The sequence below is a fragment of the Chitinophaga sp. genome (assembly GCF_039596155.1).
In the GTDB taxonomy this organism is placed as follows: Bacteria; Bacteroidota; Bacteroidia; order Chitinophagales; family Chitinophagaceae; genus Chitinophaga.
In genome coordinates this window covers 97,614-109,756 of sequence record NZ_JBCNKF010000030.1, presented here as the reverse complement: position 1 = coordinate 109,756, position 12,143 = coordinate 97,614, and the positions used below count along the sequence as shown (strand labels likewise).

Annotated in this window: 17 protein-coding genes; 14 read left to right on the top strand and 3 right to left on the bottom strand. The window is 43.5% G+C overall.

The genetic code is table 11. From position 1 onward, the window contains the following. Positions 1–363: 363 nt before the first annotated feature. The 3 genes from ABDW33_RS24800 to ABDW33_RS24790 form a co-directional block, all read right to left on the bottom strand. Entirely contained in the window at positions 364–828 is a 465-nt protein-coding gene (locus ABDW33_RS24800; RefSeq protein ID WP_343692795.1) for a hypothetical protein, read from the bottom strand. Positions 829–1,253: 425 nt separating this feature from the next. After that, on the bottom strand, positions 1,254–1,760 hold the full coding sequence (locus tag ABDW33_RS24795; protein ID WP_343692794.1) for a hypothetical protein: 507 nt from the start codon (positions 1,758–1,760) through the stop codon (positions 1,254–1,256). 167 nt (positions 1,761–1,927) lie between these two features. Further along, on the bottom strand, positions 1,928–2,305 hold the full coding sequence (locus tag ABDW33_RS24790) for a hypothetical protein (RefSeq protein WP_343692793.1): 378 nt from the start codon (positions 2,303–2,305) through the stop codon (positions 1,928–1,930). 112 nt (positions 2,306–2,417) lie between these two features. On the opposite strand from ABDW33_RS24790, the gene ABDW33_RS24785 reads away from it, so the two are divergent. The 14 genes from ABDW33_RS24785 to ABDW33_RS24720 all read left to right on the top strand — a co-directional run bounded on the left by ABDW33_RS24785 (position 2,418) and on the right by ABDW33_RS24720 (position 12,010). Further along, positions 2,418–2,675, top strand: a complete 258-nt coding sequence (locus tag ABDW33_RS24785) for a hypothetical protein (protein WP_343692792.1) — start codon at positions 2,418–2,420, stop codon at positions 2,673–2,675. Between the two features lie 127 nt (positions 2,676–2,802). Further along, positions 2,803–3,024, top strand: a complete 222-nt coding sequence (locus ABDW33_RS24780) for a hypothetical protein (protein WP_343692791.1) — start codon at positions 2,803–2,805, stop codon at positions 3,022–3,024. Positions 3,025–3,030: 6 nt separating this feature from the next. Continuing rightward, a complete protein-coding gene (locus ABDW33_RS24775; protein ID WP_343692790.1) occupies positions 3,031–3,324 on the top strand; it encodes a hypothetical protein in 294 nt (97 codons plus the stop codon). A gap of 211 nt (positions 3,325–3,535) precedes the next feature. Continuing rightward, positions 3,536–3,820, top strand: a complete 285-nt coding sequence (locus ABDW33_RS24770; RefSeq protein ID WP_343692789.1) for a hypothetical protein — start codon at positions 3,536–3,538, stop codon at positions 3,818–3,820. Positions 3,821–3,882: 62 nt separating this feature from the next. Continuing rightward, the gene (locus ABDW33_RS24765; RefSeq protein WP_343692788.1) at positions 3,883–5,163 is read left to right on the top strand and encodes a hypothetical protein; all 1,281 of its coding nucleotides are present in this window, start codon (positions 3,883–3,885) and stop codon (positions 5,161–5,163) included. 74 nt (positions 5,164–5,237) lie between these two features. Continuing rightward, the gene (locus ABDW33_RS24760; RefSeq protein WP_343692787.1) at positions 5,238–5,582 is read left to right on the top strand and encodes a hypothetical protein; all 345 of its coding nucleotides are present in this window, start codon (positions 5,238–5,240) and stop codon (positions 5,580–5,582) included. Between the two features lie 12 nt (positions 5,583–5,594). Beyond that, positions 5,595–6,353, top strand: a complete 759-nt coding sequence (locus ABDW33_RS24755; RefSeq protein WP_343692786.1) for a PD-(D/E)XK nuclease family protein — start codon at positions 5,595–5,597, stop codon at positions 6,351–6,353. 29 nt (positions 6,354–6,382) lie between these two features. Next, on the top strand, positions 6,383–6,991 hold the full coding sequence (locus tag ABDW33_RS24750; RefSeq protein WP_343692785.1) for a hypothetical protein: 609 nt from the start codon (positions 6,383–6,385) through the stop codon (positions 6,989–6,991). Between the two features lie 17 nt (positions 6,992–7,008). Next, positions 7,009–8,331: an SNF2-related protein gene (locus ABDW33_RS24745; RefSeq protein ID WP_343692784.1), complete on the top strand. Its 1,323-nt coding sequence runs from the start codon at positions 7,009–7,011 to the stop codon at positions 8,329–8,331. Next, positions 8,294–8,500 carry a hypothetical protein gene (locus tag ABDW33_RS24740; protein ID WP_343692783.1) on the top strand — a complete coding sequence of 69 codons (207 nt, stop codon included), beginning with the start codon at positions 8,294–8,296 and terminating at the stop codon, positions 8,498–8,500. The genes ABDW33_RS24745 and ABDW33_RS24740 overlap by 38 nt, the downstream gene beginning before the upstream one ends. Beyond that, the gene (locus tag ABDW33_RS24735) at positions 8,485–11,001 is read left to right on the top strand and encodes a bifunctional DNA primase/polymerase (protein WP_343692782.1); all 2,517 of its coding nucleotides are present in this window, start codon (positions 8,485–8,487) and stop codon (positions 10,999–11,001) included. Before ABDW33_RS24740 ends, ABDW33_RS24735 begins: the two co-directional genes overlap by 16 nt. A 215-nt stretch (positions 11,002–11,216) precedes the next feature. Beyond that, the gene (locus ABDW33_RS24730) at positions 11,217–11,465 is read left to right on the top strand and encodes a hypothetical protein (RefSeq protein WP_343692781.1); all 249 of its coding nucleotides are present in this window, start codon (positions 11,217–11,219) and stop codon (positions 11,463–11,465) included. Positions 11,466–11,495: 30 nt separating this feature from the next. Next, positions 11,496–11,774, top strand: a complete 279-nt coding sequence (locus tag ABDW33_RS24725) for a hypothetical protein (protein WP_343692780.1) — start codon at positions 11,496–11,498, stop codon at positions 11,772–11,774. Positions 11,775–11,785: 11 nt separating this feature from the next. Continuing rightward, complete coding sequence (locus ABDW33_RS24720; RefSeq protein ID WP_343692779.1) at positions 11,786–12,010, top strand: hypothetical protein; 225 nt, start codon at positions 11,786–11,788, stop codon at positions 12,008–12,010. Positions 12,011–12,143 lie beyond the last annotated feature (133 nt).

Here is a 12,143-nt window from a genome sequence, read left to right as displayed (position 1 = left end):
ATTTAATGCGAAAATCAAAGCGTTTAGAAATGCGATGAGAGGAGTAAGAGATGTAGAATTTTTCCTGTTTAGGTTATCCAAAATTTATGCTTGACAGGATCAATCCCCCAAGAATTCAACTTGATCCCTCATTTCCGTTATCGAACACTTATTTAAAATTCACCACTTTATAAATCAATGAATTCCAACAATTCCCAAAATAAAAAAAGGCGAAGAATCACTTTAACCGTGATTTTTCGCCTAATGTGCGGAAGAGGAGATTCAATCGAACTCCCTTTTTTTATTTCCATGATTTGATAATCAGTAGATTATGTATTGTAAATTTATTTAAATAGGTGCAAAACGACCCCTTGCCGACCCCTGCTAGTCCTCAGCAGGAACCTCCTCATAGGGAGTATATGATTCATTTTCCTTCTTTTCTGCTCCCTTATGAAAACCATAAAAGTAACTGCCTACAGCTGATACAATTGCAGGTACGATTACCTTAAGTATCTCTAAGGCCATCTGTTCCTTATTGAGACATATAGTAACTCCCAGTAGAATTAGAAAGCATACGGTAATAGCGCCCCAGAAAATGTACTGCGTTTGAACTCGTTTATAACTGTTTTTCTCAGTTTGTTCACGATCAATGCTTTGATATTTCATTGATTCTTTGGCAAGCTCATGGCTTTGCTCCAACTGTTTTTCCTGTAGTCTTAATTGATGGACCTGGAATTCGAGTTGCTTGCCTTGGTTTTCCAAGAACTGTTTGATTAAGCCCTCGTCCATGGGTTGCGCATCTTGCTGCTGAGGCGGGGAAGAGTGTGGTAGTCGACGGTTTTTTGACATTACAAGGGAGAGCGTTTTTTACGATTACCTTGACGAGTCCAAACCCGGGTTTCCCAATTTTAGGTGGGATAAACTTAGCTGTAGATATTTCTGCCCTGTGCTTTGTGTAAAAGCTCAGGAAGGCACGGGGAGTTAAATATCTCACATTTGTGTCCTGAATAATCATACAGTTATTGTTTAGAGTTGTAGCAACAAAGGTAATACCAATTTAGTGATTTTTTTGTTAATTATCCAAACTTGTCAATTAAAGCTATTGACACATAATATGTTGTTATGTAAACATTTATGTTGTATCTGTAATTAACGCTTTCATTAATTATTTGTTTGGTTATAAGGATGTTCTAAATGACAAACCATTGCCCGGTAAACCAACAGGCAAGCCCGGTGCTAAGGACGGAAAGAAAGGGTGTGATATGAACTAAATATCAATTTGAATATATAACAGTATTAGGTCCTGTTTTTTCTGAGAATTTAATCATTTCTTCAAAAACATCTCTTAGCTCGTACATCTTTGAAGTGTATTTGACGTTAACATAGTTCTGCTCAGTTTTAAAATATCCCATTTGCATGCCAATAGAAGGAAGGACCATTCCAGTAATGGTAGCTGTGCTGTCTTTTACCGCAACTCTCATAATATAATTCACGTGCTTTATGGGTCTTCTCTCAGTAGTCATGAATAAAAGTTCAGAATCTTTCTTGTCAATTGAATATCCGAAATCAATCAACGTTTTTCCAAGCATATTGAATAGCTCATTACCAGCATTGTTATATTTGAGGATTATTTTTTCAGCCCCCTTAAATGGCTCTGTTGCCGTCTTGCGCTCATCTTTTTTATTATGTTTCCTGCCTAATGCTGATAATAATCCATCATCATCCTGCGCCAACGCAATCATAGGAATAAGGGTCAGTGCTAACAATAGTAAACGTTTCATCGTGGTAAGGTTTGTATTAAGTTAATTGGTTATAATTCACATGTTTGTGTGATCGTTGTCGCAACGCATATATACTGCGTAAACTCCTATGTCCTTTGTGGTACTTGCTGCCTATATCTAGTTACTCCAATTCGAGATTGTTATGAAGAAGAAAAAAAAGAAGACCATTAAAGGTCATCCAGATCGTCCAGCACTAGATTGGTACTTCGCTTTATTGCCTCCAGTGCCTTCTCAAAACTTATCCCCTCATCCTTAGCCTTCAGCCTGGCAACTTCATGCAACAAAACTTTTATTATAGCCCGTTCCCTGTTCAGCTTATCGCCTGCAGGAGCGGGCTTTTCAATCAGTTCGTTTTTAAATACTTCTTTTAGCTTCAATATATGCTCCTCCGTCACCTTACCGCTATTACCGGTCAGGGTGGCAAAATAATCGCTATTGTACCCAAGCAGAGGTGCTATATCTATGTTTTTATGAGTCTTCCCTTCCTCCTTTCTCTTTGCTTTTATGGTTTTAACTAATAAACGGTATTCCTCTTTAAGGTTCATTTAACAGGAGTTGTAATAATTGAAGTTTTTCTAAAACTTAGAAAAATATAATTTTTTAATTAAAAACTTAGAAAAATCTAAGTATGTTTGCATTAACAAATCAATTAACGCAATGATGAACGCAAATATAGTTAATAATCCGGCTGTCAGGATGATCCTGCTTGAATCAGGGGAAAAATCCGGTTTGCGTCGGAAGATCACCGGGCGCGGCAAGTTAAAAGCCGCTGTAGAAAAGACAGGGTTGGCTGAAGGAACCATCAAAAGGGCAATCATGGGATTCCCTGTAAAGGAACCAACAGCTATCAAACTTCGCAACTACCTCAACTCGCAGCCATGTACGTCTCCTTCAAACGCGGTGAGCAACCGGTAAAGCCGAAAAAGCCCACACGTAAGGAGCAGGTACAGGAAATGGCAAATCACCTTATAAAGAAGTGGAGATACCTCGACAGACAGGCGGCACTTAAAAAACATTCTCAAACCACTAACACTAACACCAAATGACTATCAATTTTTTCGAAACAGAATTATCTTTTCAGAAAGGCAATCCCATTAAAGTTTGCCCTGTTGTATCTGAATTTCCTGAGGGGTTTTCTTCATGGGGATTCTTCCCTGATGCAGATGGAAACGGGCATTATGACATTGGAATCCGTGTAAACATTGATGCCCCAAACGAGTATGTTGCCATTGATTGCTGTCATGAAATTAAACCAGAAAACTAACACCAAATGAAATTTAGAAAGAAACCTATCGAGATCGAAGCAATGCTGGTCACCTTCGAAAACATCTATGATGTGCAGGACTGGGCTAACAGCATAATGCCGGCAGACAAGCAGATCACCCTGTCCTTCTCAGATGATGAGGAATGGAGGGTAGACGGTCTGCTGATACCTACTAAGGAAGGGTTGATGCAGTGCTCTCTGGGAGACTACCTGATCAAGGAGCCATTCCCTACCGATGATCGCATGTTCTACCCATGCAAACCTGATATGTTTGACCTGACTTACGAACCTATAAACTAATAATACCATGAACCTCCAAAACTTCTACCAACACGAAACCTTTATCTGGTTTGCTGTATGTGTTCCGCTGATTGGATATGGCCTTTATAAGTTGATGCCTGGATTGATCCGAAACTTCATCAAGAGCTAACCATGTACGAACTCTGCTACGCTATTTGGATAGTTTACCTGAGCATAGCACTCCTTTCTTTAATCATTCAACTAATCTTTTATGAGCGTTACAACCAACGTCGCCGGTTACCGGCTGACAATAACATCTCATTGCCTACTCGGAACGATTGAGCGGTATATGGTGAATATTGAACTGGGGAAGAAGGAAGCTCATGGCATCATCACGGTAAGCAGTGACGGGAAGTATTACCTGTTGGATATCACATTCGATGTACCTACAGGATTGCAATCAATGTATCACTTCTGTAAGGGGTTGATTGCTTTAGGAGAGGATGTGCTGATCGAAGCAGTAAAGTACTACTGCGAGAATTTATACGCCGAATAAAAAAGGCCGGCATTCGCAGTGCCGACCGAAGAATTAATAACTAAAAACTTCACTACTAAATTATGAAAAATTACACACTCCCCGAAGGTAAAGTACTTGTGCTGCGCTCCTGCAAGCCAGACATGACTTCACGCAATGATTTTAAATGGCCTGAATCAGGTCCGGTTACCTGTCCTGACTGGAAGGATAATGCTGAATGCGGCTATGGACTGCATGGCTGGTTATGGGCAGACGGTGATTATGAACTTAAGTATAAGGACCATGACGCCAAGTGGCTGGTTGTAGAGGTGAATGCATCCGATGTGAGGCAGTTAAGTGGCAAGGTAAAGTTCCCTGCGGGAGAGGTGATCTTTACCGGTGCATTCAAGCCAGCATATGACCTGGTTAAAAAATGGTTTTGGATTCGTCATGCGGAAGAGTTGAAGACCATGGTAGTTGACGATCCAAATGCAACAATGAGTAATGAGAACGAGGTGAGCGTAACAACTACAAAAAACAAGTCTCACGCTTCAGCATCCGGTGACTCTGGTCACGCTTCAGCATCCGGTGACTATGGTCACGCTTCAGCATCCGGTGACTATGGTCACGCTTCAGCATCCGGTGACTATGGTCACGCTTCAGCATCCGGTACCGCTGGTCACGCTTCAGCATCCGGTTACTATGGTCACGCTTCAGCATCCGGTTACTATGGTCACGCTTCAGCATCCGGTACCGCTGGTCACGCTTCAGCATCCGGTGACTCTGGTCACGCTTCAGCATCCGGTAACTATGGTCACGCTTCAGCATCCGGTGACTATGGTCACGCTTCAGCATCCGGTTACTCTGGTCACGCTTCAGCATCCGGTAACTCTGGTCACGCTTCAGCATCCGGTAACTCTGGTCACGCTTCGGCATCCGGTGACTATGGTCACGCTTCAGCATCCGGTGACTCTGGTCACGCTTCAGCATCCGGTTACTATGGTCACGCTTCAGCATCCGGTTACTCTGGTCACGCTTCAGCATCCGGTTACTCTGGTCACGCTTCAGCATCCGGTTACTCTGGTCACGCTTCAGCATCCGGTGACTATGGTCACGCTTCAGCATCCGGTGACTATGGTCACGCTTCAGCATCCGGTACCGCTGGTCACGCTTCAGCATCCGGTTACTATGGTCACGCTGTTGTACTTGGACTCGTCGGGAAAGCGAAATGTGGTGTGAACGGTGCCCTTATCCTTACATATTATGACAAGGTCGCAAACCGACGCAGGCACGTGGTAGGATATGCTGGTGAGAACGGCATTGAGGCAGGTAAGTGGTATTGCCTGAACGATAAAAACGAATTCGAAGAGACTACAGTTGCGTAGTAACGTTTCATAGGGGTTATGTTAGTGTAATACGCCGGGGCTGCTCTCGGTTCCGGCTTTTAAATTAAGTATTTATGAAGGGTATTGTTAAGGTTATTGTTAATGGAAAAGAGGCCACTCTTCGTTACGATAATCCTGGTGATAGAAGACATAAAACTACGCTTTTACTTAACAGGCTTCAATCAACATTATTCAGTGATATCATCATTTGTTACATACCAAATTATGTTCATGACTACAAGGAAGCAGACAAAGGCGGGTATAGCCGGTGGAAGGCTAGTCAGGTATTCCTCCGGATCTACTATGAGATGCGAGATAAGGTCAGTAAAGACAAAAAGTGCCCTAAAAAGCGAGCTACTGTCAATAGCAGGACTGGTCGTTTTTATCTGTATGGTCTTGATAATGATTTGGCTGTTTAAACACATCAATTTATGAAAAGCATTTTTCACAATCCTGATAATCAGCAGATCAACTTTCTTGACAAGCGGTATTACACGAAAGATAATGTAAACTATTATCCATCTGTAACAACCGTATTGGAAGCACTGCCAAAAGGATGGGCGTTAGAGCAATGGAAGAAAGATCTCGGCCATAACGCTGACCTGGTATTGGAACGCGCAGCGAAGGAGGGATCAAATGTACATGATGCCATTGAGTCATATCTGGGAGGTGCTGAGGTACGCTGGCAGGATGAGAAGACAGGCAACTCTTACAACCTGACTGAATGGACATCTATTCTCCGCTTCGTTGATTTCTGGGAGACATATCAGCCTGAGTTGATTGCAAATGAAATGAATATCATTTCTGACACCTACAGGCTCGGAGGCACCATTGATATTGTCTGCCGGATTGCTGGCCAGTTGTGGTTGATAGACGCCAAAACAAGCAACTCTATTTATGACAGCATGGAGTTGCAGTTATCTGCTTACGCTACGATGTGGAATGAGGTCGCTCCTGAGAAAATTGAGCGTACTGGTATTCTTCACCTGAAGGCGCAAACAAGGGGCGCTGATAAGACAGGTAAGAAAATACAGGGTTTAGGGTGGCAATTAAAAGAGTTTGACCGTCACTACTCACAGGCATGGCAATCATTTCAGCTACTACGAGGGGTTTGGGATGAATGCAATCCAGACTACAAGCCTGCTAATCTCACCCTGCCAGACCGGGTAAAATTAAAACGCACTGCATAGCTATTATTTAATCTTCTAATATTTATAACATGGGTTTAGTTCAAAAAGCGCAAAAGACATTTCTTACTATCAATGGTAATGGTAAAATCGCGCAACGCCTCAAACAGCCTGTTGATGGCTGTATTACCCGTCAGATAAAAGAAGGGAAAACTATTTACGAAAATCAGTTTGACGGCATCGAAGGCCGAATTACCAACCTTTACTTCAACACTCATGAAGAGTACGGCCGGTTTTTCAATGTCGTTATCGACAATGAGTATGTGCTGCAACTCAATGCAGGTAACAGGTACTACTATTCTTTTGTATTTGCACTGCCAAATGTTGATTTCAGTAAGCCTGTTAAACTCACACCTTGGAGAAAGGAGGTTGAAGGTAAAGCAAAGATGTCTCTTTACGTGAATCAGGGAGGGGACAAATCAATTGAGTGGTTCTTCACCAGAGAGAATAACCATGGCATGCCAGACATGGTTAAAATCAAAGTAAAGGGCAAGGAGACGTGGGACGACTCAGCACGTCAGGAGTGGCTGGAAAAGTATCTGCAGGAGAATATCTTCCCTGCTCTCGTTAATGCTGGCGCATCCACAGTAGATACTGGCATAGAGGCGGCAGCGGATGATAAAGATGGACTACCGTTCTAACAATAAAAAGATCTGTAATGCAGCTTCGCGATTACCAATTACAGTTATCAGCACAAGGCCGTGACATATTGTTGCAGCACGGCCTTGTGTACTACAGCATGGAGGTAAGGACCGGGAAAAGTCTTACGGCCTTACATACCGCCAGCCTGCTACCTGCTATAAAAGATGTCCTGTTCGTGACAAAGAAGAAGGCTATTCAAAGTATCTGTGATGACTATGACAAGCTTGCACCGACTTATATGATCGATGTGATAAACTTTGAGGTGCTGCATCAGGTGCGAAAAGAATACCAGGTTATTATTATCGACGAGGCTCATACGTGTGGCGCCTTCCCCTCTGTACCTGAGAGAGTAAAGCAGTTGAAGGAACTCTGCCGCGGTAAATATGTGATCTTTTTGTCCGGTACCCCAACGCCAGAAAGCTATAGCCAGTTGTTCCACCAGTTGAGCATCAGCGATCGTGGGCCATGGAAAGACCACAAGACATTCTATGCATGGGCAAAGGCTGGTTATGTGACTGTGAAGAAGCGCTATGTGTACAACAGGGAGTTCAACGATTATAGTAATGCCAATGTGGAGCAGATCAGGCAGGATACAAGTCATCTGTTCGTATCATACTCACAGGAGCAGGCCGGTTTTGAGCAATTCGTCCAGGAAGAAGTTATCAGGGTGAAGATGTCTGATGCTACCTATAAGCTGGCAGAGAGAATAATTAAGGACAAGGTTTATATAGGTCGGTCCGGTGAGCAGGTGATCGCAGATACGGCTGTTAAGGTTATGCAGAAGTGCCACCAAATTTACTCAGGCACAGTTAAGCTGGAAGGTGGCGAAGCTATCACATTTGATGATACCAAAGTTAAATGTATCCAGCAGCGTTTTGCCGGGCAGAAGATTGCCATCTTCTACAAGTTCATCGCTGAGGGCATGATGCTTAAGCTGGCATTTGCTGGTAAATGGACTGATAGTCCGGAGGAGTTTAATGCGAGCGATGACCTGGTATTTATCAGCCAGGTGGTAAGCGGCAGGGAAGGCGTTAATCTAAGTACTGCTGATGCACTGGTGATGTTCAATATTGACTTTAGTGCGGTAAGCTACTGGCAGGTGCGGGCACGTATGCAGGCGAAGGACAGGCAGAAAGAAGCCATCGTTTACTGGTTATTCGCTGAAGGCGGCATTGAAGAAAAAATCTACAACGTGGTTTATGAAAAAAGAGACTACACGCTCAGCTACTTCAAAAAGGATTTCGGAATCCAAGGTACAATCGGACATAATAAAGTGGCTGAAGAAAAACGGGTGGTTCGTATTGAAGATAATACAACTATCAGCAAACGGGTATCCTGACATCTACACCTATAAAGCCGGGCGGACCATCTGGTTTGAGTGTAAGCGCCCGGGAGAAGAGTCTGACCCGTTACAGGTAGTAAGGCAGCAGGAATTGAGGGCGGTGGGGATGGAAGCATACGAAGTAGATAACCTTGACAAAGTAAAGAGTATATGTCTGAATTATTAAAAGCAGCAGCAAAATACAAGCAACTCGGAATATCCAGTATTGCCACAGATGCCAATAAACGCAGCGTTTTATCCTGGAAGAAGTTTCAGGAAGCGTTACCAGAAGATGCGGATCTGAACGAAATGTTTTCCAATAAGAAAACAGAAGGTATTGCCGTCATCTGTGGTGCTGTATCTGGCAGCCTGGAAGTGATTGATGTCGATTGTAAGTATGATCTCACCGGCTCTTTGTTTGAAGACTTCATGCAGCTGATTGTTGATGATTGCCCGGAGATCGCTGGTAAGCTGGTAATTGCTACCACCAAAGGCGGCGGGTATCATATCTACTACCGATGCGAAACCATTGCCGGAAACCTGAAGTTGGCCAGGAGGGAGACTACTGCGGAAGAGAGAGTAGACAACCCTCATGAGAAGGTAAAGGTGCTGATCGAAACGAGAGGGGAAGGTGGATATGTTATTGCCAGTCCTACTCCTGGTTACAAGTTTACTTCTGGCAATCCTACCACGATCCCAGCCATCTCCCCTGAGCAAAGAGAAGCCATCTTTGAGATAGCCCGCTCTTTTAATCAATACATTGAGCAGATAACTCACGCTCCCCATTATGTCGAGCAGAGGGCATATAGCAAAAGCCCCTTTCAGGACTTCAATGAACGCGGTGATATCATTGGCTTACTGCAAAAGCATGGATGGATAATAGTAGGCCAGAAGGGAGCAAAGACCATCTTCAAGCGTCCGGGCAATACCACATCAAGAACCAGCGGAGACTGGAACAGCGATCTTGGATTTTTCTCTGTATTCACCACTTCCAGCCAATTCGAACCAATGAAGGGCTATAGGCCGGCTGCAGTATATGCAATGCTGGAATGTAATAATGACTTCAAGGAGGCGGCTAAAAAGCTGATTGCCGAAGGGTTTGGTGAGCCTTATAAGAAGGTCAGCAAAGACGTTAAGAAGTTTATCCGGAAGGCCAAGGAGGACGGACTGGAGGGGGAGCAGTTACAGGCTAAGGTGTCGTCTAAGTTTAACCTTAGCCTGGATGATGCACGTACCAGTATTGCAGCCATGGACAGAGAGGAAGATGCAGAGGATAAGGAGTTTTGGCACTGGAACATGGAAGATGAGAAGTTGTCTATCATTTACACCAGATTCGTAAGGTTCCTTCAGGATAATGGATTCGGCCTATATTTCTACGACAAATCCTCTCCTATATTCAAGGTGGTACATAACGACTGTGGCCGGCTGGAAGAGGCAACTACCGAGCGCATAAAGAAGTTTACTCAGGAGTATGTTACCGGTTACGACCTGCGCGGGGTAGAGTTTACACAGGAACAGTTGCTGGAGATGATCTATAAGAATAATAACCTTTTTAGTGATGCCCTGTTTGAGTTCCTGCAGCCTGTAAATCTTGACTTCCTGCGTGATAGTAAGGACACCTGCTATTTCCCTTTCAGGAATGGCGTCATAGAGATAAATAAGGAAGGCTTTCAGCTGCGCACTTATGGCCAGGTGAATAAGGTGATCTGGCGTAATGACATTATAAACTTCAATGTAGACATCGATCTGTCTGACGACTTCGATTGCGAATACTCTGACTTCATCGGAAAGATCTGTAACAACGATGCCAACAGGATACTATCATGCTGCTCCATCATTGGATACATGCTGCATAAATATAAACACCCGGCAAAGGCATTTGCTGTCATCCTGGGGGAAGAGACAGAGGACGAGGCGAAAGGAGGTGGTACTGGTAAGGGCATATTTGTGAAGGCGCTGGAGAAAATGCTGAATGTGGAGACTATTGACGGTAAGAACTTTAAGCCGGATAAGTCGTTTGCCTACCAGCGCGTGAAGCTGGAAACGAAGTTGATCGTTATCCAGGATGCAGAGAAGTCCTTCGACTTCAAGAAGTTCTACTCCATCATCACTGAAGGGTTGACCATCGAGAAGAAGAACAAAGACGAGCTGTACATCTCCTATGCAGACAGCCCGAAGATAATGGTCACCACAAACTACACTATATCTGATGATGGGAATCACGCCAAGCGCCGTCAGAAGGTGGTGGAGTTTTCCAACTACTTCAGCCCGAACAATACCCCGCTGGATGAATACGGGCACCTGTTGTTTGAGGATTGGGAAGCGGACGAATGGAACCGCTTTTACAACTTCATGTTTTATTGTGTCCGCCTGTATCTGAAGCAGGGCATCATCGACCTTCAGCAGGGCGATAATTATCGGCGCAAGAAGATTAAGGTACAATTCGGAGAGGAGTTTATGGATTGGTTTGAAGAGTACTCTGGGAATGGGTGCGCTCAGTGGAAGGAGGTGACATCTATGTACTCTGAGTTTCTAGGAGTGAATGGTTTTGAACGAAAGGACTATAGTCAGAAGCGATTTAAGAAGGGGTTGCAGACTGCTGCGGAGAACTTTGGGTATACACTGGAGACGAAGAAGAATAGCCAGAACGCAGGAAAGTATGAATCTCGCTTACTCAAACCAGCCTAAATACCATATTCTATACCACAATACCACATTTTTTACCCATTTCTACTTTACTACCCCCCTATAAAAAATCGCGAAAAAGCAGGAGGGGGTTGTTTTGAAAAATGATATGGTATATATGGTATCTGAGCCACAGTATTGAGTTTGATATGGTATGTGGATATGGTATTAACTGGTATATATGGTACATGAAATAATTAGGTTAAAATGATATAATCATGGACTTACTCATCCGATTCACAGATCAGTCACCCAACTACACGTACGGGGTTGAGTTCGGGAGGATACTGGCAAAGATGGAATGTGGTATCCCTGTCATTTCAAATGCAGGATTCCCCGTTCGAGAAGAGAATAGGCAGGTATTGATTGATGCATGTACGGCCTACGGATACATACCTGCATTTCAAGAGTGCCAATGTGATGGCTGGCTGGAGTTCACAGCAACAAAATCAGAGGTAGCAAATTAAAACCACGCCGGCTCTGGTCACCGGTACAACATGACATACGAAGAACGTTTACAGCATTATGCGCAGATGCATGCTAATGATTTCAACGCTGCCGGTTATAGATTATACGCCGGGGCGATGCCAGAAACAAGGAATCCAACAGATGGTGATATGATGAGTCAAGCAGAAGTAACGATTGCCGCCGTGGCTGAAGGGATACGGAATTTTAACAAAATGCATATCCCTGACTATATGGAAGAAGGAGAACCTATTCCTGATTCATGTATAGAAGAGTATTTAATCGAAAACGGCTACGTGCCTAAACCTTAAATTATTAAATCATGGAATGGATAAAAGTTGAAAGTAGTGTTAATTGGAAGCGGATAAATTACTATATATCATATCTTTTGCTTCATGATGATGGTAGTATGAGTATAGGTTACCCATATGAGCACGAACATGTTGAAGGTGCTGGGTTAATGCTAGAGGGAATTGGACATCCCAAAATGTCAGTTACTCACTACATGGAGCTTCCTGCTTATCCTGATGGAGTTGATTTTATTTAAAAATTTAAACCGGCAACCGGGCCGTTATCGCGGAAAAGGAGGGGGGAAGATGATTAGGACAAAGGCAATTCTTAAAGCATTGTATTTCGGCATAATGCCATACTGGGTATATGAAGATGTGAGACACTATGAT

Coding starts and splice junctions, on each gene's coding strand:
- ABDW33_RS24775 (WP_343692790.1), top strand. CDS start 3,031: ATGAAATTTAGAAAGAAACCTATCGAGATCGAAGCAATGCTGGTCACC.
- ABDW33_RS24765 (WP_343692788.1), top strand. CDS start 3,883: ATGAAAAATTACACACTCCCCGAAGGTAAAGTACTTGTGCTGCGCTCC.
- ABDW33_RS24760 (WP_343692787.1), top strand. CDS start 5,238: ATGAAGGGTATTGTTAAGGTTATTGTTAATGGAAAAGAGGCCACTCTT.
- ABDW33_RS24725 (WP_343692780.1), top strand. CDS start 11,496: ATGACATACGAAGAACGTTTACAGCATTATGCGCAGATGCATGCTAAT.
- ABDW33_RS24755 (WP_343692786.1), top strand. CDS start 5,595: ATGAAAAGCATTTTTCACAATCCTGATAATCAGCAGATCAACTTTCTT.
- ABDW33_RS24795 (WP_343692794.1), bottom strand. CDS start 1,760: ATGAAACGTTTACTATTGTTAGCACTGACCCTTATTCCTATGATTGCG.
- ABDW33_RS24720 (WP_343692779.1), top strand. CDS start 11,786: ATGGAATGGATAAAAGTTGAAAGTAGTGTTAATTGGAAGCGGATAAAT.
- ABDW33_RS24730 (WP_343692781.1), top strand. CDS start 11,217: ATGGACTTACTCATCCGATTCACAGATCAGTCACCCAACTACACGTAC.
- ABDW33_RS24790 (WP_343692793.1), bottom strand. CDS start 2,305: ATGAACCTTAAAGAGGAATACCGTTTATTAGTTAAAACCATAAAAGCA.
- ABDW33_RS24785 (WP_343692792.1), top strand. CDS start 2,418: ATGATGAACGCAAATATAGTTAATAATCCGGCTGTCAGGATGATCCTG.
- ABDW33_RS24770 (WP_343692789.1), top strand. CDS start 3,536: ATGAGCGTTACAACCAACGTCGCCGGTTACCGGCTGACAATAACATCT.
- ABDW33_RS24780 (WP_343692791.1), top strand. CDS start 2,803: ATGACTATCAATTTTTTCGAAACAGAATTATCTTTTCAGAAAGGCAAT.
- ABDW33_RS24745 (WP_343692784.1), top strand. CDS start 7,009: ATGCAGCTTCGCGATTACCAATTACAGTTATCAGCACAAGGCCGTGAC.
- ABDW33_RS24800 (WP_343692795.1), bottom strand. CDS start 828: ATGTCAAAAAACCGTCGACTACCACACTCTTCCCCGCCTCAGCAGCAA.
- ABDW33_RS24750 (WP_343692785.1), top strand. CDS start 6,383: ATGGGTTTAGTTCAAAAAGCGCAAAAGACATTTCTTACTATCAATGGT.
- ABDW33_RS24735 (WP_343692782.1), top strand. CDS start 8,485: ATGTCTGAATTATTAAAAGCAGCAGCAAAATACAAGCAACTCGGAATA.